We start from the raw sequence: 19,107 nt of genomic DNA, 5'->3' as shown, positions 1-19,107 counted from the left end.
TAAAACTATACCGAACACCGCCCTTTCAGTCCAGCTAAAACGGAAGCAGGCCCTGCAATAAGGGCCTGCTTGGGATTTAGAACAACGACGTGGTGAGAAACACCGTGGACATCAGCGAGGAGACGAGTGAGACGACGGTGATCTGTGTGTTGATCGATGGTCCGGCGGTATCCTTGAAGGGATCGCCTACGGTATCTCCGACGACGGCCGCCTTATGGGCATCGGAACCTCTTCCTCCAAAATTGCCCGACTCGATATACTTTTTGGTGTTGTCCCAGAGCCCTCCACTGTTGGACATGAAGAGGGCCAAGAGAAGGCCGCTGACAATGTTTCCCGCCAGAAATCCTCCGATGGCTTGCACGCCGCCGATGAACCCTACCAGCAATGTCGCAATAATGGCCATGAGCCCGGCAGGGATCAGCTCTTTCAGAGCGCCGACGGTAGCAATATCGATGCACCGGTCATACTCGGGCACCACCCCTTCAACCCCCTCTTTCAAGCCTTTGATCGTTTTGAATTGACGGTGGATTTCGGCGATCATGCGCTGTGCATTCCGGTCGACTCCCAATATCAGCATTGCACTGAATACTGCAGGAATGGCGGCTCCCACCAAGAGGCCGAAAAAGACATACGGATTCATGATATCGAACCCGCTCAAGAATTGTTCTCCCATCCCCAAAGCTTCGGCAGCCTCGTTGACTTCTGTCATGAAAGCCCCGAGCAGGGCGATGACGGTCAGTCCGGCTGCTGCGATGGCGAAGCCTTTGGTCACTGCTTTTACCGTGTTGCCGGCACTATCGAGTGAGTCGGTTATCGCCAAGGCCTTGTCTCCCAGGTTTGCCATCTCAACCAACCCGCGGGCATTGTCGACAATAGGGCCGTATGCGTCGTTGGATATGATCATGCCGACAATGGAGAGCATGCCGACAGCTGCCATGGAGATGCCGAACATGGCATAGCCTGGGCCAAGCGGATCGCAGACAAGATACGCCGCCAATGCAGCCGCCGCTATTCCTGCCATTGACGGAAATACACTGAGAAATCCATAGGACGCTCCGCCTAGAATGGTGAATGCCGGACCATTTTCTGACGCTTTTGCAACATGATGGACGGGATGCTTCTCGTCATTGGTAAAGTAGTCGCTGGCGATGCCTATGATGGTCCCGACTCCAAGGCCGATGATCGCCGCTGTCCACAACCGCCAGGAGATGCCAAGCAGTTGGGTTGCAAGTGCGGTAAATACGATATACAAGGTTGTGGTCACATAGGTGCTGCTGTTCAGCGCATGGTTGGGATTATCCGACTTTCCCATTTTTGCCGTTCCGACTCCGATGATGGAAGCAAGAAGGCCCAGGGCTGCAAAGCAAAATACGGTGGAGACATTCTTGGTGGAGGTTCCTGCGTCGAGGGAGATGCCCATCACCAAAGCCGCTGCCATGCTGGCGACATTGGAGTCAAACAGGTCGGCTCCCATACCTGCCACATCTCCCACATTGTCACCGACATTGTCTGCAATGACAGCCGGGTTTCGTGGATCGTCCTCGGGGATTCCGAGTTCCACCTTCCCGACGAGGTCTGCGCTGATATCTGCAGTCTTGGTGAAAATTCCTCCTCCAGCCTTGGCGAACAAGGCCAATGAACTGGCACCAAAACTGAATCCAAGAATGGCTGTTGCATCGTTTGTAATCATGAGGACGAGGGTTACTCCCAGCAAACTGGTGCCCACAACCGCCATGCCCATGACCGCTCCACCTCGAAAGCCTGCAAGGAAGGCGAACTTGATGCCGGTCTGTGATGCTGTTGCGGCTTTGCGATTGGCGATGGTCGCCACTTGGATGCCGACTTTGCCTGCCAGGGCGGAAAAGGCGGCTCCAGCGAGAAACGAAACGGCCATGATAACGTTGTCCAAGGCTCCATTCCAGATTGGGGTGGGGATGAAGAGGAGGATTGCAAGTGCGACGATGCCGGTAAAGCAGGCCAGGATTGTGTACTCCCTCCTCAAAAATGTATTGGCACCTCTTTGGATGTACGATCCAATATGTTCGACCTTGCTATTTCCGGCCGGCTGGGCCTTGACCCAGGTGTACAACCAGAAAGCCATGCCGAAGGCGAGCAGTGCTATTGCTATTGAAACCAGCTGAATAATGGTAATCATATACATACCTACCTTGTAAGGTGCTGTGCACCATGATGAGTTCTCAAAGGAAAAAGGCAGACCCAATGGCCTACCATTGCAAAGGGACCATGCTCAGCGTTTTTTCCCATCTCGGTCATGCATGTAGACTACAAGATAAGCCTGGGAGGTGGGTAAGCGGCCTGAAAGGTGTTCGTATCTGTGGTGTTTGAATGAAATTGCAATTGCCGCGATGGTGCAGACTACACTCATCCAGGATGCCCAGCTCAGTCTTGCCTTGTTTGGATATGCCTCCGACGTCTCGCTGATCAAGTCCTGCTGCAAGGTTTGATGAATAGCCGAAAGCTGGGAAGAAGTGCTTTCCGCCGCAAGATTCAGAGGGCCGGCAATCGGTTGCATTGGGGAGCCGAAAAGATACAAAACCAGGCCGATGATAACCAGCAACCAAGGCGAACATGCCTGAAAGCTGAACATGGTACCCTCCTGTATTGCATTCCCTCAATTAATATTATTCTAGGAAGGCGGGTGGTGGATGTCAAGGAATGGAAGGCGGCAAAAAGAAGATCCCCGGGAAAACCCGGGGATCGAAAATGCTGTGAATGTACAACTACTTGAGGTAGATGTCCTTGACCGGATGGTAATCCATGGTGTTGTTGTACCATCCGCCCCACTTGTTGGTATCGATCATGTTGATCGTTACGTAGTAGTAGAGAGGCATGATAGCCTGGTCTTCGTTGATCATGATGTCCTCAGCGGTCCGCAGAACACCAAAGCGGTCCTCCCCGGCGGGCATTCTTGCTGCTTCGTTGATCAGGACGTCATAGACCTCGTTGGAGTACTTTCCGCCGTTCATGCCGGCACCGGTGATGAACATGTCGAGGAAGGTGTTCGGATCCTGGTAGTCACCAACCCATCCGGCGCGTGCAACCTGGAAGTTGCCTTCGTTACGATTGGAGAGGTAGGTCTGCCATTCTTGGTTCTCAAGCACTACGTTGATGCCCAGGTTGTTCTTCCACTCCTGCTGAATGAATTCAGCAATCTGCTTGTGACCCTCGTTGGTGTTGTAGAGGATGGAAACAGTCGGGAAGCCGGCACCGTTGGGATATCCAGCCTGTGCAAGCATGTCCTGAGCCTTCGAGATGGCTTCGTCCATGGTCTCAAACGGGAACTCTAGTGCGGGGTATCCGGCCATCGGGGATACAATGCCCCAAGCAGGAATCTGTCCGGCCTTGGTCACGCCTTCAACCAGTGCTTCGCGGTCGACAGCATAGGAGAGAGCCTTTCTGACCAGCACGTTGTTGATCGGAGCTTTCTGGGTCTGGAATACATAGTAGTAGGTTGCAAGCTGCGGGGCGAGCTGGAAGTCGTCGCGCATCTGTGCGGCGTTGAGCTGATCCGGGGGAACGTTGGTTGCCCAGTCAATCTCGCCGTTGAGGTACATGTTGTAGTTGGTGGTATCGCTGTCGGAGGAGTAGAAGATGACCTTGTCAAGCTTTACTGCATCTGCATCCCAGTACTTCGGGTTCTTGGAAACGGTGATGGAGGTCTGTGCAACACGATCGGTGAGCACGAACGGGCCGTTTCCTACGAAGTTGGCGGGATCGGTCCAAGCGCTGCCGAACTTCTCGATGGCGTGCTTGGGAACGATTGCGAAGCTGTAGTGGGTCAGGGCATCGACTGCATACGGAAGCGGTCCGATGAGGTCCATCTGGAAGGTGTAGTCGTCAAGGGCGCGGATACCGACAGCCTCGGGACCAGCCTCTCCAGCGTTGAACTCGGATGCACCGGCAAGGAACATGCAGGGGAACCAAGCATAGGGACCGGCGGTTGCGGGATCCAAAATCCTCAGCCAGCTGTATACGACATCATGGGCGGTGATGGGCTTTCCATCGGACCATACGGCGTTCTTGCGAAGCTTGAAAGTATATTGGGTTCCGTCTTCATTGGCTTCCCAGCTTTCAGCAACGCCGGGGACTGCAAGGGCAGTCTCAGGATCGTTTGCCACCAGACCTTCGAAGAGAGCCTCGAAAATTCTGTGCTCGGGAACACCCTGAATGAGTGCGGGGTCCAAGGATTCGGGTTCAGCACCATTGGTGATGCGGAATACGATCTCATCTTTAGCCACAGCTGCAGGAGCCGGGGCGGCGGGTGCCGGTGCCGGAGCAGCCGTTACAGCAGGAGCGGGAGCCGGAGCTGCAGGTGCCGGCGTCGTGGTTGCGGCCGGTGCAGGTGCTTCTTCCTTCTTTCCACAGGAAATAAAGAGGGCACTTACAAGCAGGACGCAAAGCATGATAGCCAGAAATTTCTTCATAGACATATCTCCTTGTAATTCTAAGTGTAAACGTTCAACTTAGCTTAAATCACATTAAACCATGAATCAAGAGAAAACGCAAATAGGTTTGGCTGAAAACAGGCTTGGACTGGATGATTCACATTGAATTTATGCATTTTTTGCATACATTACAGGAGGGCTTGCCCATGACCAGAGTACAAGAATACAGTATACTGATATGATATTGCGAGGTGCTGCATGGTACGACACACTACCTATAGAAAACATGATGGAATTGTTTATGGAATTACCCGTACATTTCATATCCTGTGTCTGGTATTTACCCTCTTTCTCATCTGGGGCCTATCGCTGAACATCGCTGAAGGGGTAAGGTTGATCACCATGCCCCATATTCCTGTCCTGATATTGCTCAGTCTTGCCGGTACACTCTACCGGGACAGCTGGTACTTCAACACGCAGGACAATACGGTTACGAGCATCTACGGGTTTGCTTGGATTTGCAAACGAGAGACGTTCTCGTTTTCGGAGGTGGAGCGGTTGGAGCTTACCCACTTTGTCAGGGGAAGCAGCGACAAAAATGCAAAACCGACCAAGCGTCGTCTCAGGGCAATGATGGTCCTGTCCCTCAGACTGAAGGATGATCAGGTCAAAACAATCGAGGTTATTGCCGAAAAAACTTCAGGGGGAAGAACCGAGTCCTCATTGCAGGCCATTGCAGCCGTTACAGGCCTTCCGATGTATGTGGACCGGCCTCGTGATTTGGACCTCGACGTATCCTACAAGGATCTTTGATATGAAGAAGCCACCCGGTCGGGTGGCTTCAATGATCAGATGCTCTTGTTGGCGTCGGCCTGTGCTTCCTCCATGCTTACCTTGCTGTGGTCCTTGGTATCATAGAGCCAGCAGGCGACCTGGTGCTTGTCCTCGATGTCGAACATCGGGGGTACGTGGCAGGAGCACCAAGGCATCCGTTTGGGACAACGGTCGTAGAAGTAGCAGCCGTTGCGCTCCTTGTCCGGTGAAGGTACGTCACCGGTAAGGATGATGCGCTTCCTCTCACGCTCGATCTTTGGGTCGGGAATCGGGGCGGCGCTGAGCAGGGCGGTGGTATAGGGGTGCAAAGGATTGTCGTACAACCGCACTGCATCGCTGATCTCGACGATCTTGCCGAGGTACATGACCGCCACACGGGTGGAGATGTGCTGGATGACCGCCAAGTCATGGGCGATGAAGATGTAGGTGAGGCCGAACTCCTTCTGCAGGTCTCCCAGCAGATTCAGAATCTGGGACTGGATCGATACGTCCAAGGCGGAAACCGGCTCATCGGCGAGGATGATTTTGGGATTGAGGGCCAGAGCCCGGGCTATTCCGATCCTCTGGCGCTGGCCGCCGCTGAATTCGTGGGGATAGCGGTTCTTGAACGCCTTGTTCAAACCGACGCGCTCCATCAGGTTTTCGACTTTGCGCTCGATATCCAAAGCCGAGAGCGGCTTATCCAATAATTTGCGGTTGTTGTAGATGACCAGAGGTTCTGCAATGATGGACCGAACCGTCATGCGGGGGTCGAGCGACGCATAAGGATCCTGAAAGATCATCTGGATGTCGCGTCGCGCTTTGAGCATTGTTTTCTGGTCGGCCTTGACCAAGTCAATACCGTCGAAGATGACGCTGCCGCTGGTGGGTTTGTAAAGCTGGGCGATGGAGCGCACCGTGGTGGATTTTCCGCAACCGGACTCTCCTACGATGCCGAGTGTCTCACCGGGGTATACATCAAAGGAGATGCCGTCAACTGCACGAATTGCACCAACTTGTTTCTGCAACAGCATTCCGCTGGTAATGGGGAAGTGCTGCTTCAGGTCCCTGACTTCCAAAAGGGGTTTTTTCGGTGTGTTCATGTTGCCTTCTCCTCTCCATTTGCTTCTTTCAGTGCCTGGGTTTTTTCTGCTTCATCAGCATACAGCCAGCAGGCGACTTCGTGTCCCTTTCCCAAATCCTTTACCGGCGGGTATGCATGGCGGCATACTTCCATCGCCTTGTGGCAGCGGGGGTGGAAGGGACAGCAGGGAGGAAGGTCGATCACGTTCGGCGGTTGGCCCTCGATGGAGAAGAGCCTGTTGCCCTTCTTGGTGGTATCCATGCGGGGAACACTCTTGATGAGGCCTTCGGTATATGGATGGGACGGTCTTTCGTAGAGGTCTTCAGTAGCTGCCTTTTCTACAATTTTTCCGGCATACATGACGCAGACCTGGTTGCACATGCCTGCAACCACGCCAAGGTCGTGGGTGATGAGAATGACTGCGGTACCCATTCTGGTACTGAGTTTGTCGATCAACTCTAGAATCTGGGCCTGGATGGTTACGTCCAAGGCAGTGGTCGGTTCGTCGGCCACCAGGACCTGGGCGTTGCAGGAGAGTGCCATGGCGATCATGACACGCTGGCGCATGCCGCCGGAGAACTGGTGGGGGTAGTTTTGGATTCGTTTCTCAGCTGATGGGATGCCTACCAACTTGAGCATGTCGATCGAGCGCTTGAGCGCCTCCTGCTTGGAGACATCCTTCTCATGCAGGCGGATGGTCTCAACCATCTGCGTGGAAATCCTGAGGAAGGGGTTGAGGCTGGTCATGGGGTCTTGGAAAATCATGGAAATCTTGTTGCCCCGAATCTCGCGCATCTCTTTCTCGGAAAGCTTGAGGATGTCGACACCTTCGAAGAGGGCTTCTCCTCCCACGACCTTGCCCGGAGGGGAGGGAATGAGGCGCATGATGGAGAGATTCGTGACGCTCTTGCCGCTGCCGCTCTCCCCGACGATGCCCAAGGTTTCTCCTTCATGGAGCGTAAATGACACCCCGTCTACGGCTTTGACGATGCCGGCGTCGGTTTTGAAATATGTTCTGAGGTCCTTTACTTCGAGGACCACTTTTGCTTCGGTATTCAGACTCATGTGGGTCCTCCTAAAGTTGGTTCTTGCTCTGTGGATCGAATGCATCCCTCAAGCCATCACCGAAAAAGTTCATGGCAAAAAGGAAGATGGTCATGGCAATAGCAGGGAAGATCAACTTCCATGGATACAGCGTCATGCCGTTGACAGCGTCTCCTACGAGGGAACCCCACGATGCATACGGAGCCTGAACCCCGAGACCGAGGAAGGAGAGGAAGGACTCCTGCATGATGAATGCGGGAACCCTGAGCGTTGAATAGACAATGATGACGGAAAGTGAGTTGGGGACCATATGGCGGAAAATGATGCGTCCGGTGGAAGCTCCCATGCTGCGGGCTGCCTCAACGTACTCGCTGTTCTTCAGGCTCATGACCTGGCCGCGCACCATGCGGGCGACGGTCAGCCAGCTGACCATTGCCAGGGCAACGAAGAGGTTCATGATATTGCGTCCGAAGATTGCCATGAAAATGATGACCAGCAGCATGTAGGGCAGGCCGTACATGATGTCGACAAAGCGCATGAGGAAGAAATCGATCTTACCGCCTGCGTACCCGGCGATGGCGCCGAGGACAATGCCGATGATGACGCTGGTGATGGTTCCGATCAAGCCGATGGCGATGGATACCTGCCCGCCGTAGATGATGCGTGAGAGCATGTCGCGGCCGCTGTAATCGGTTCCGAGGAAGTACCTGCGCTCGTGCTTCTTGGTTGCATTGATTTCGGCGGTGAGCTGCTCGTTTACCTTGATCTCCCGGTCGATGGGGAACTGTGCATTGCCTTCGCTGATTTCCTTGCGGAGCTCACGCTCTGCATTTCGGGTGATGGTGGTTTTGATTTTCCCCAAGAGATTGGTCTTGCCCATGGAGGCAATCCCCTTCTCCCCGAGAGTGTCCATCTCGATCTCAAGGTTGGCTGCATACTCTTCTTCACTCAAGTCGGGAGTTGAAGCCTTGAGATTGTTGAGCACCTGGCTGCGGATTTCGTCCCTGGTCTGCTTCTCGATGACGGCGATATCGATCTTCAGTAAATCGGCGTAGATGGCTTCAATCTCGCTGAAATCCATACGGGCGAGATTGTGCACCTTTTGGGTGGCGGGATCGGTCCACAAGACCTTGTCGACGCTTATTAAAAATTCAGTGTCGATCTTCTCCTGCAGGCGCTCGATGGTTCTCTGGTCGGCGCTGCTGAACGTGAACGTTCCTGCTTCCTTCTGACGTTCTCCCTCTGCATAGCAGAAGTCCCACACCTTGTTGGTTTCATTTGCTGCAATCCACTCCCTGATCTGGGCGGATTGTTCTTCGGTAACCTTGAGCGTCCCCGCTCTCCATGCCTTGAAATAGAGGTCTTCAAGCTTGGTCTCCATCATCAGGTCGCCGGCATTCTTGGTAAACGAGGGGCGAAGGTGCTGGTGGTCAAGGATGATCTGATCATAGGGATGGATGGGCAGGAACATGGCGCTGGCTGCGAGAATTGAGTACACGACGACAACGATCATGCCGATGACCGCCATTTTGTTTTTCTTCAGTCTTCTGAAGGCATCCTTGCCGAGGCTGTTGCCTTCAACGACCTGGTCAAACTCGTTGAGGGCCGTCAGTTTTGCTTTGTTTCTTGTAAAGAACATGGTCCTCTCCTTATTTGTAGGTAATTCGCGGGTCGAGTTGGGCGTAGACGATGTCTACGATGAAGTTCATGATAATCAGAATGACCGAGTATACAATGACAACACCCACGATCAGGGTATAGTCACGGTTGAAGGAGCTCTGGACAAAGAACTTGCCCAAGCCTGGCACACGGAAAATCTGCTCAACAACAATCGAGCCGGTGATGATACCTGCAAATGCGGGACCGAGATAGCTGACGATCGGGAGCATTGCCCCTTTCATGGCATGCTTGAAAATAATGGCGGTACTCTTCATGCCCTTGGCTTTGGCCGTGCGGATATAGTCGCTTCTGAGCGTCTCCAGCATGGATGAGCGGGTAAGTCGTGCGATGTTTGCAAAGTAGGCAAACGAGAGGGAGAGGGCCGGAAGAATGACAGTCTTCCATCCCTCGCCGGTGGTGTACCAACCGCTGGTGGGCAGCCATTTGAGTTTCATCGCAAAGATCAGCTGCAAAACCGGTGCAATGACAAAGAGCGGAACCGAGATGCCGATGACGGCTATCCCCATGCTCAGGTAATCGATCCATGAGTTTTGTTTTACCGCAGCGATGATCCCCGCCGAGATTCCGAAGACCAGGGCTATCAGCATTGCCCAACTGCCGAGTACGATGGACTTGGGAAGACTGTTTGCAATGTAGTAATTGACATCATAGTCCTTGTACTTGTAGGACGGTCCGAGATCACCGCGCAGGATGTCAAACATGTAGCGGCCATACTGTTGGATCATGGGTTCATCCAGATGATATTTGGCCTCAATGTTTCGCTTTACCACCTCGGGCAGGTTGCGTTCAGTAGCAAACGGACCACCGGGTGCGATGCGGACAATGAAGAAACTCAGCGTGATGATGATGAGAAGCGTTGGAATCATTCCTAATAGGCGGTTCACGATATATTTCGTCATTCGTTTCCTCTTGTGAGATTTTCGTTGCATGGATAGGTAGGCACGGGAAGCCTCAAATCATACAGCATTTCAGATACTATACCAAGACAGTCATTTATGCAAGAATTACCATAATTATGCAAATCCAATACTTTTTGCAAAGCTGTAAGAGTTTTGGGCATAAATAGATACCCTAAGAATGGCTGACAGCTGTTCTTAACACATTTTCATTAACCGTCAGAGTATTTATAGCCCTTGGGAGGTAGGAAAACCCTAGGCTTTTATGCTATTCTGCCATTCTGTACATGAAGCTACCCAGGAGAACTGAATGAAAAAAGTATATATGGAAAATCTTGGTTGTTCAAAAAACCAAGTCGATGCTGAAACGTTGATCAAACTGCTCGAGGACGACCGGTTCATCCACACCGGTGAGGTGGGGGAAGCCGACTTGATCGTGGTCAATACCTGCGGTTTTATTGAATCGGCCCGGCAGCAGTCCCTTGAATCCTTCTTCTCCCTCCATGAGGCGAATCCCGAAGCAAAAATCATTCTCAGCGGCTGTATGGCCCAGCGGTATGGAAAGGAGTTGGAACAGGAGCTGGGGGAGGCCTCAGCAATTTTCGGCAACCGCGACCTCTCCAGGATTCATGAGGTGGTCGAACAGATTTTCGCCGGTGACCGGGTTGTCTCCCTGCCTTCCTATCCACCCATCGAGAATGAGGTGTATGAACGCAATGAGTTGCTCTCGTTCCCCGGCAGCGCCTACCTGAAAATCAGCGAGGGGTGCAACCATTGGTGCTCCTACTGCGCCATTCCCCTGATCAGGGGGGCTCTAAGGAGCAAGCCCATGCAGGTCATTCTTGCCGAGGCGAAGGATTTGATCGGGCGGGGGATCAAGGAGATCAACCTTATCGCACAGGATTTGGCAGCCTATGGCACCGATGGCCCCGACAAGCAGAGCAAGTTCATGCAGTTGCTTGAAGCTTTGGTTGCTTTGGAAGGTGATTTTTCCATTCGCCTGCTGTATATCCATCCCGATGCGTTTCCAAGAGAGCTGATTCCTTTCATTGCGGAGCACAAGAAGGTGCTTCCCTATTTCGATATTCCCTTCCAGCACGCCGATGAGCAAGTGCTGCGAAGCATGGGCAGAACCGGTACGAAGGAGAGCTATCTTGCGCTCATCGATGCAATCCGAAGCACTGTTGCTGAAGCAGTCATTCGTTCGACGATACTGCTTGGGTATCCTGGGGAGGATGAGAAGGCATTTGCCGAGGTGATGGATTTTCTTTCCAAGGCAAAACTCGATTGGGTGGGCTCTTTCATTTACAGCAGGGAGGAAGGGACCAAGGCCTACAAGCTCAGAGGCGAACGGGAGCACAAGAAGGCGAACAAGGTCGCTCAAACCTACCAACAGCAGCTGCAGGCCCTGCAGGCTCCGATTACCAGTGCAAACCTCAAGCGCTTTGTGGGAAAGGAGTATGAGGTCCTCATCGAGGAGCTGGTTGAAGGAGAGGACCTTGCCATCGGACGCATGTACGCCCAGGCTCCCGAAGTCGACGGACTGACGGTTGTTGTAGGCAGGTCGTTGAAGCCGGGGCGGAAGGTGCTTTGCGGCATCCGTTCGGTCAATGGCCTCGATTTGGAGGCTATCCCGGTGCAAGGAGTTCTTCATGGCTGATATCGATGCGATGCTGGATGCGCTGAACGAACAACAGAGGGAGGCGGTGCTTGAAAACAACCGTCCCCTGTTGGTGTTGGCTGGGGCCGGCAGTGGAAAAACGAGGGTCATCACCACCAAAATCGCGTATGCAGTTGAAAAGCTTGGTATTCCCGCCTCTAAGATTCTTGCCGTTACATTCACCAACAAGGCGGCCAGTGAGATGCAGCAGCGGGTGAAGGAAATGCTCGATGGCAATGCCCAGGCCGATGAATGCACCATCCGCACCTTCCACTCCTTTGGAGCCTGGCTGCTCAGACGGTTCGGCTCTGAAATCGGTCTTGCCTCCAATTTCACCATCTATGATGACGACGACTCTCTTTCGCTGCTTGCTTCCTGTTTTCCGAATTACAAGAAACGGGATCTCGATCCTGTCATGCGCAAGATCTCCTATGCCAAGGATCAGGGGCGCAGGCCCACCGACAATCCTGACGGCCTGAAGGTGGGTGGAACCTTCAAGGAGATGTATGATGCGTATGAGAGAAAACTGAGAAGCATAGGAAATGTAGATTTTGCCGATTTGATCGGCCGAAGTATTGAGTTGCTCCAGGAGAAACCGGCTGTTTTGGATTGGGTCCACAACAGGTTTTCCATGATTCTGGTCGATGAGTATCAGGACTCCAATGCTGCGCAGTTCAACCTGCTCAAGCTTCTGGTGGGCCCGGCATGCTTCATTTGTGTTGTCGGCGATGACGACCAGTCCATTTATCGCTTCCGCGGCGCCGAGGTTCGGAATATTCTCAGCTTCCCCGAACTCTATAGCGGTACGAGGACAATCAAGCTGGAACAAAACTACCGCTCCACCAAGCATATTCTCGATGTTGCCAATTCCGTTATCAAGAACAACAAGGGCCGGCATGCAAAAAAGTTGTGGACGGCAAACACCAAGGGAGCGAAGCCCAACCTCTTCTATGTACAGGATGAGCAGGACGAGGCGATGCGGGTGAGCAACATTCTCCTGGCTGACAAGAAGTTCAATGAGAGTGCAATTCTCTACCGGACCAATGCCCAGTCTGTTGCGTTTGAAACCATGTTCAAGCGGCTCTCCATCCCGTACAAGGTTGTTGGAGCCTTGCAGTTCTATGATCGCGAAGAGGTCAAGGATGCCCTTGCCTTGCTGTTCCTCCTCACCAATGAGAAAGACGAGGTGAATTTCAAGCGCATGATCAACAAGCCTGCAAGAGGTATCGGTCCGGGTGCCTTGGACAGCATTCTCTCCTTCGCCCCCCAGACCGACGGCAGCTTGTTTGCCATGCTGCGGCTTGCAATCGAAGGCAATGTGCTCTCTGCAAAGGCGAAAGCCGGAGCATCGCAGTTTCTGAAGATGTTCGAGCATGCAAAGACCCTGCTCGGTGAAGGGGAGCTGGTCGATTGTGCCAACTTTTTGATCAGGGAGGCTGGCTTGGTGGGCTATTATGAGGAGTTGGACAGCCAGAACAGCACCGGAAAAGTCGGCAACCTTGAGGCGCTGGTCAATGCCCTCTCTTCCTATGAATCCTCCCTGGATGGGTTGCTGCAGTTTCTGGAACAGTTGTCGCTCGATCCCACCACCTTGGGCAGGGAAGATCCCCGGGACAAGGAGGGTGTCACCCTCATCACCATGCACAACACCAAGGGCTTGGAGTTCGACCGGGTGTTTGTTGCTGGTTTGGAAGAGGAATTGTTCCCTGGAAGGGCGGGCGAGAGCGACGATGATATCGAGGAAGAACGACGCATCTTTTATGTTGCCGTAACCCGGGCGCGAAAAGAGTTGTATCTTCTGTGCGCAAGGGCGAGGAAAATTTGGGGCAAGAGCAGCTTCCATCACCCCAGCCGCTTCCTTAAGGAGATCGATTCGTCGTTGGTGCATGTGCAGGGCTTCAATCCCGGTATTCAGCATGCCGGCGGTTACCAGGGGCTCTCAAGCCTGGGCGAGAAGCGAAGAGAGCATCAGAGAGGCGGTGCAACTCCCTCTGGCTGGGGCAGCGATGGCAAAGTCCTCATCCGGAAAGGGTTTGGCGACAACGCCAAAACCTTCACGATGAAGACCGTCCACACAGAAGCTGATGGCGGTCCTCTGTTTCCGGTCGGCCAGCGGGTGTATAGTGACAGTTACGGAGAAGGGGAGGTGGTGACTGTGCGGATGAACGGTGACCGGGAGGTCATCGAAGTCCGGTTCAGCGGAGGGCGGAAAGCCACCTTCATCAGCAAATTTGCCCAGCTAGAGAAAATCGGGAGCGAGTGATATGAGTGATGGGGGGAAAGAGACTAGACAAGAAAGGCCGGAAGGTTATACAATGCCTACCGTTGTCCGCGCGCGTTCGTTCTATCTCTATGATAGGCGGGGTGTGCGTTATACCGATTTTTTTCAGAATTATGGCAGAGCCATTCTGGGGCATCGACCCGAACAAGTCCAACGGTCCATCAAGGCCACGGTCAGTCGCGGGTTGATAAGCGAATACCCTTCGCTTTTTTCAGGAAGGCTCGAAAAGCTGCTGGCAATGCTGTTTCCAGACTTTGTGGTGTTCAGGGTATACTCTGACCAGCAGAAGGTCCTTCAGGTGGTACGACAGGTTTCGGATGATGCACTATTCGACCCGGCTGTATCTCCTGAGCATGCGAGCCGTACAGTGTCCTATTGGCGACCGTTCCTAGGTTTTGGCGGGGCAGATTCCGTGATGCTCCTCCCTATCCTACCTTTCCCAGGGAGTTTCGTACCTCAGGTCGTTTGTCTCAAGGAAGAAGCCTGTACAGCTTGTCTACCGCCCTCAGATTGCGTTTCACCGTTGTTGCTTGATTTGCTCGTCAAGGCCACAGCGTCCCTGATACGCACCCTCAAGGTGGAGGATGCAGTTGCAAAGCGAATGGACAATCCCTTGCAGGGAGTGTTCGAGACCAGAGGACCGTACGGATTAACCGGCCTTTGTGCTCAGCGCTATGAGGAGTTTGCTTTGGAGGCCCTGGCCCTCAAGGTGGTGCTTCCTCCTTCTGCCGATGTGCCGTTCATTGTTCCTGGAGAGTATTCGTCAGGCGATGTACAGGCTTTTTTGCAGTTGTCGCGTCAGTATGCTGGTGCTGTAACATACTAAATATGGCAGGTCGGGATGCAAGGCATCCTTCTGTCCATGCAAAAAACACACGCAAGGCTGGTCCTTGCAGAACAGGATGAATAGATGAAGACTATTTTTGTGAAACCGCTGACAGTTCAGAAGAAATGGTATCTGATTGATGCAGAGGGAAAGGAGCTTGGCAAGGTAGCAGTTGCCGCTGCACGCATCCTTCGCGGGAAGAACAAGCCCATTTATGTGCCTCACCAGGACATGGGTGACTATGTGATTATCATCAATGCTGAGAAAGCAGCTCTTTCGGGCAACAAGTACCAGGATAAAATGTATTATCGCCACTCGAACTACCCCGGTGGACTTCGCTCATACAGCTATGCTGATATGATCAAGCGCAACCCGGTCTATCCGATGGAACGTGCCGTCAGGGGCATGCTCCCCCGTGGTCCGCTCGGTCGCAAGTTGTACACCAACATGAAAGTCTATGCAGGTGCGAATCACCAGCAGCAGGCTCAGCAGCCCATCAAGGTTGAAATCTAAGGTAGGAGCGAAAAATGGCAAAGAAAGAAGTGAAGAAAGTTGTTGATCTTGGTCATGGTGTCGGTCGCCGCAAGACCGCTGTCGCTCGTGTCTACCTGCGTGAAGGCGAGGGCAAGATTGTAGTGAACGGCAGGGATGTTGATTCCTATTTTGGAAACCCGATGTTGGTGTACATCGTCAAGCAGCCGCTTGAGACCACCGAAACCACCGGCAAGTACGATATCCTCATCAACGTCGTCGGCGGTGGTCCCTCCGGCCAGGCCGGTGCATGCCGCCATGGTATCGCACGCGCTCTCTGTGCACACGACGAGGCTTACAGGCCCGCTCTGCACACCGCTGGTTTCATGACTCGTGACTCCCGCATGGTCGAACGCAAGAAGTACGGTCAGCCGGGTGCTCGCCGCAAGTTCCAGTTCTCCAAGCGCTAAGTGGCATTTGCACGCATCGAAGGGGAAATCCCTGGCCAGGGCTATCAAGTTCTTGTCCACGAAGGTTTCCCTTTTTTTATTACAGCTGATGTCTTTCGCTTGCGGCACCTCTCTGTCGGCCAAGAGCTCACTGAAGCAGAGTGCAATGAGCTCAAAGACGCTCAGGCGAGGCGCAACTGCCGCTCTCAGGCAATGGCTTACCTTGCCAGGCGCGAGCATACCGCCTTGGAGTTGACCCGGAAGCTGACGCAGAAAGGGTATGAGTTGCACATCATCAAGCCCACCCTTGAGCAGCTCGCGTCTGACAACCTGCTCAGCGAGTATCGGTATGCACTGCTGGCAATTGAACACAGGCAGAAGAAGAGTCCTGAAGGAAGAGTATTGATGGCCCAGCGTCTTGGCGAAAAAGGGGTCAATCGCGAAGATGCCCAGCGTGCCTTGGACGAGCTCTACGGTGAAGAGGCGATTGTCGAGTATGTGCAGAAAGCATACAGTCTGGCGATCAGGAAGGTGGGTGAGGACAAGGCAAGGTATCTACTGCAAAAGAAGGGCTTTTCCTCCTACGAGATTCGTCTCGGGCTTGAGGGCTTTGAGAAGTCCGAGTAAACTAAAATCCTAATGGAGGCAGGTATGAGCAGAAAGAAGACATTCATCGCAGCATTGCTGATACTATGCTTCTCGGTATCATCTCTTTCAGCCTTGGATTTCACCTACGATGCAAATCTCTCCAAAGCCAGTGATATCACCTTGGCTTTGACGCTTGCCACCCCCGGAGTCCTTGGCCTGATAGCACCCCCGTCCGATTATGTCGCCATCGGTTCCAGCTATGCTGCAACCATGACCGGGGCATATGGCATGCGTACCATCCTCAAGCAGGTAATCCATAAACCAAGACCGTATGTCGGACAACTTGACAGGCCCATCGATACAAGTGAGGACTATGAGTCCTTCCCTTCAGGTCATAGCATCATGGCTTTCAGCGCTGCTGCGTATGCCCAGGCCATGCAGCTTCTTTTTTATCCTGATTCGACTACCATGAAGGTTGTCAGCGCCACAACATGGGTTTTGGCTGCCACTACTGCTACGCTTCGGGTGGTCAGCGGCAATCACTATCTGAAAGATGTGCTTGCCGGCGCTGCCATGGGGTCTGCAATTGGTTTTCTTGGTCCCTATATAACCCAACAGTTGCTCAAGAAGGATGCAGATGCTCCTACCGTGTTGGCAGGACCTGTGGTGGGGATGCAGGTGTCGTTCTAAAACGAGCTTTTCTACCAGATATTCTTCAATAGAGCGATGACAACCATCACCGCCTCTACCATGAAGTTCCTCTTGTTCATGCCCCAGGCAATCGCAGAAGTTCAAACAGCTTTGAGTCCTTCCTTGCTGGTGTATTTCCCAGTGCCATCGCCAAGCAGATCGGGGATGCGACCAACTTCATGTTCGTCACCCCGTTGCTGGAAATAGTATCGACCGGCGGCTTTTTGATCCTGCGGGGCGTAGGGCTGTTCAACCCCGGGGGAAGATTGGTGCCAGGTTGCAGCCTTCTCTTGGAAGAGGAAGCGCATGGAAAAGAACAACCACGCCTGTCAAATGCGTGGTTGGTTCTCAGTATGACGTTGTTCTTTCCTGTTACTTCTGCTTGATATGAGCCAGGAACTCCTTGAATCCATCACCGTTATCCTGCGGTTCGTACTCAACAAGCGGGTAGTGTTCCATCACAAAGTCTATGTCCTTGTCTCCTCTGCCGGAAAGATTGACCAAAATCACCTTGTCCTTGGGCAATGTCTGAGCCAGCTTGATCGCATGGGCAACTGCATGGCTGGATTCAAGGGCGGGGATGATACCCTCCATTCTGCTCAGCCCGTAGAAAGCTTCCACTGCCTCGCGGTCGGTTGCACTTTCGTAGATGACCCGCCCGATGGTATGCAGGTAACTGTGTTGGGGGCCGACACCCGGATAATCCAAACCACTTGCTATTGAGTACACCGGAAGGGCTTCTCCCTTGTCATCCTGGAGCAACAGGCTCTTGAATCCATGCAGGATGCCTACACTTCCCTTGGTAATGGTTGCAGCGTGATCGGGGGTGTCAAGACCCTTACCTGCAGGCTCCACACCATAGAGTTTTACGTCCTTGTCGTCAAGGAAGGCACTGAAAATTCCCATGGCATTCGAACCACCGCCGACACAAGCGACAACCGCATCAGGGAGTGAATTGGTCATCTCCTGAATCTGCTTTCGGGCTTCAATGCCGACGACACTCTGGAAGTCACGAACCATCATTGGGAAGGGGTGGGGACCGACAACCGAACCAATGCAATAAATCTGGGTTACGGGATCCTGAAGATACGCCTCGAACGCTGCATCGACTGCATCCTTGAGCGTCTTGGTTCCCCTGGTCACCTCCACGACGGTCGCACCCAGAATCTTCATTCGGCTTACGTTCGGAGCTTCTTTCTTGATATCAATCGCACCCATGTAAATATCACACTCAAGACCGAGCAGGGCGGCTGCAGTGGCAAGGGCAACCCCATGCTGACCGGCACCGGTCTCTGCGATCACCTTCTTCTTTCCCAGCTTCTTGGCCAGCAGCGCTTCTCCGATACAGTGATTGATCTTATGTGCTCCGGTATGGTTCAGGTCCTCACGCTTGAGATAAATCTGAGCTCCTCCGACTGCTTCTGACAGCCGTCTGGCATGGTAGACCGGAGATGGACGTCCAACGTAATGTTTCTGGAGACTTGCCAGTTCGCTTAAAAATTCAGGGTCCTGTACGATCTGCTCATAGGCTTGGGTAATCTCGTCCATGACGGTCTGCAACTGGGGAGGAAGATAGGCGCCTCCAAATTCTCCGAAGCGTCCAGCTTGGTCGGGAAGATTGGTTGTATTGATTTCTTTGGTTATCGGGTTCTGCATGGGAATCTCCTTGTTGGATTCTGATGTTACTGTAGATAGAAACAGTCTGTCAACAGGGAATGCAAAAGTTTCTATAAAAAGAAACAATTCCCAGTGCAAAGAAAAACCCACAGGACTCATATGGCCTGTGGGCTTGCTCTTTGCTGCAGAAATGATATCTAGATTCCCAAAGCTTTCTTCACGGCTGCAGCGTCGCGTACACCGACAGCCTTGTTTACTACCTTGCCGTCCTTGTAAAACAGAAGAGTAGGAATGGACTGCACGCCAAAGGTACCGGCGAGTTCGCCTTCCTCGTCTACGTTGACCTTGACAATCTTGGCCTGGTCGGGGGTGAGTTCCTTGTCCAGCTGCTCCAGGATGGTTCCCTGCATGCGGCACGGGCCGCACCAAGCCGCCCAGAAATCGACGACTACGGGGACAGTGCTCTTCAGGACTTCAGCTTCATATGTGCTCTTGGTTACATGTTTGATCATTCTATGCTCCTTGTTACTGTATACTATACAGGTGAATTCTTGTATCGTATAGATACATTACTACTTTTATTTGCTAACGGCAACTACTTG

The 19,107-nt window shown here is 53.0% G+C and carries 17 protein-coding genes and 2 pseudogenes; 8 read left to right on the top strand and 11 right to left on the bottom strand.

What is annotated here, in order from left to right; translation table 11 throughout:
* Positions 1-76: 76 nt before the first annotated feature.
* The 3 genes from B3K89_RS13515 to B3K89_RS13505 form a co-directional block, all read right to left on the bottom strand.
* Positions 77-2,155, bottom strand: coding sequence for a sodium-translocating pyrophosphatase (locus B3K89_RS13515; protein WP_345907541.1), 2,079 nt, complete (start codon positions 2,153-2,155; stop codon positions 77-79).
* Positions 2,156-2,248: 93 nt separating this feature from the next.
* Complete coding sequence (locus tag B3K89_RS13510) at positions 2,249-2,608, bottom strand: hypothetical protein (protein ID WP_345907540.1); 360 nt, start codon at positions 2,606-2,608, stop codon at positions 2,249-2,251.
* A 133-nt stretch (positions 2,609-2,741) separates the two neighbouring features.
* Positions 2,742-4,445 (bottom strand): peptide ABC transporter substrate-binding protein, encoded by a 1,704-nt coding sequence (locus tag B3K89_RS13505; RefSeq protein WP_293891846.1) that lies wholly within the window; start codon positions 4,443-4,445, stop codon positions 2,742-2,744.
* 219 nt (positions 4,446-4,664) lie between these two features.
* Between B3K89_RS13505 and B3K89_RS13500 the strand changes: the two genes are divergently transcribed.
* Positions 4,665-5,219, top strand: coding sequence for a hypothetical protein (locus tag B3K89_RS13500; protein WP_293891849.1), 555 nt, complete (start codon positions 4,665-4,667; stop codon positions 5,217-5,219).
* 35 nt (positions 5,220-5,254) lie between these two features.
* On the opposite strand, the gene B3K89_RS13495 is transcribed toward B3K89_RS13500, so the two are convergent.
* The 5 genes and pseudogenes from B3K89_RS13495 to oppB form a co-directional block, all read right to left on the bottom strand.
* Positions 5,255-6,322: an ABC transporter ATP-binding protein gene (locus B3K89_RS13495; protein WP_293891852.1), complete on the bottom strand. Its 1,068-nt coding sequence runs from the start codon at positions 6,320-6,322 to the stop codon at positions 5,255-5,257.
* On the bottom strand, positions 6,319-7,368 hold the full coding sequence (locus B3K89_RS13490; protein ID WP_293891855.1) for an ABC transporter ATP-binding protein: 1,050 nt from the start codon (positions 7,366-7,368) through the stop codon (positions 6,319-6,321). The genes B3K89_RS13495 and B3K89_RS13490 overlap by 4 nt, the downstream gene beginning before the upstream one ends.
* 10 nt (positions 7,369-7,378) lie before the next feature.
* Positions 7,379-8,065, bottom strand: a pseudogene (locus B3K89_RS13485) (ABC transporter permease); the annotation flags it as partial.
* A gap of 705 nt (positions 8,066-8,770) precedes the next feature.
* Positions 8,771-8,986 (bottom strand): annotated as a pseudogene (locus tag B3K89_RS13480) (ABC transporter permease); the annotation flags it as partial.
* A 10-nt stretch (positions 8,987-8,996) separates the two neighbouring features.
* Positions 8,997-9,926 (bottom strand): oligopeptide ABC transporter permease OppB, encoded by a 930-nt coding sequence (oppB, locus tag B3K89_RS13475; protein ID WP_293891861.1) that lies wholly within the window; start codon positions 9,924-9,926, stop codon positions 8,997-8,999.
* Between the two features lie 307 nt (positions 9,927-10,233).
* Here oppB and rimO point away from each other — a divergent pair, with 307 nt between their 5' ends.
* The 7 genes from rimO to B3K89_RS13440 all read left to right on the top strand — a co-directional run bounded on the left by rimO (position 10,234) and on the right by B3K89_RS13440 (position 16,888).
* Positions 10,234-11,583, top strand: a complete 1,350-nt coding sequence (gene rimO / locus B3K89_RS13470; RefSeq protein WP_293891864.1) for a 30S ribosomal protein S12 methylthiotransferase RimO — start codon at positions 10,234-10,236, stop codon at positions 11,581-11,583.
* Complete coding sequence (locus tag B3K89_RS13465; RefSeq protein WP_293891867.1) at positions 11,576-13,846, top strand: ATP-dependent helicase; 2,271 nt, start codon at positions 11,576-11,578, stop codon at positions 13,844-13,846. Before rimO ends, B3K89_RS13465 begins: the two co-directional genes overlap by 8 nt.
* A gap of 541 nt (positions 13,847-14,387) precedes the next feature.
* Complete coding sequence (locus B3K89_RS13460) at positions 14,388-14,690, top strand: hypothetical protein (protein WP_293910928.1); 303 nt, start codon at positions 14,388-14,390, stop codon at positions 14,688-14,690.
* Between the two features lie 84 nt (positions 14,691-14,774).
* On the top strand, positions 14,775-15,203 hold the full coding sequence (rplM, locus tag B3K89_RS13455; RefSeq protein WP_293891875.1) for a 50S ribosomal protein L13: 429 nt from the start codon (positions 14,775-14,777) through the stop codon (positions 15,201-15,203).
* Between the two features lie 14 nt (positions 15,204-15,217).
* Complete coding sequence (gene rpsI, locus B3K89_RS13450; protein ID WP_293891878.1) at positions 15,218-15,631, top strand: 30S ribosomal protein S9; 414 nt, start codon at positions 15,218-15,220, stop codon at positions 15,629-15,631.
* 99 nt (positions 15,632-15,730) lie between these two features.
* Positions 15,731-16,237 (top strand): regulatory protein RecX, encoded by a 507-nt coding sequence (locus B3K89_RS13445; protein ID WP_320349856.1) that lies wholly within the window; start codon positions 15,731-15,733, stop codon positions 16,235-16,237.
* A 24-nt stretch (positions 16,238-16,261) separates the two neighbouring features.
* Positions 16,262-16,888, top strand: a complete 627-nt coding sequence (locus B3K89_RS13440) for a phosphatase PAP2 family protein (protein WP_345907539.1) — start codon at positions 16,262-16,264, stop codon at positions 16,886-16,888.
* A 101-nt stretch (positions 16,889-16,989) separates the two neighbouring features.
* On the opposite strand, the gene B3K89_RS13435 is transcribed toward B3K89_RS13440, so the two are convergent.
* From B3K89_RS13435 to trxA, 3 genes are all read right to left on the bottom strand, one after another.
* On the bottom strand, positions 16,990-17,196 hold the full coding sequence (locus B3K89_RS13435; protein WP_293893395.1) for a hypothetical protein: 207 nt from the start codon (positions 17,194-17,196) through the stop codon (positions 16,990-16,992).
* Between the two features lie 64 nt (positions 17,197-17,260).
* Positions 17,261-18,544: a tryptophan synthase subunit beta gene (gene trpB / locus B3K89_RS13430; RefSeq protein ID WP_293893392.1), complete on the bottom strand. Its 1,284-nt coding sequence runs from the start codon at positions 18,542-18,544 to the stop codon at positions 17,261-17,263.
* Positions 18,545-18,702: 158 nt separating this feature from the next.
* Positions 18,703-19,017: a thioredoxin gene (gene trxA, locus B3K89_RS13425; protein WP_293893390.1), complete on the bottom strand. Its 315-nt coding sequence runs from the start codon at positions 19,015-19,017 to the stop codon at positions 18,703-18,705.
* Positions 19,018-19,107 lie beyond the last annotated feature (90 nt).

The sequence above is a fragment of the Sphaerochaeta sp. UBA5849 genome, from assembly GCA_002432715.1.
Taxonomy (GTDB): Bacteria; Spirochaetota; Spirochaetia; order Sphaerochaetales; family Sphaerochaetaceae; genus Sphaerochaeta.
This window is presented reverse-complemented; position numbering and strand designations above follow the sequence as displayed.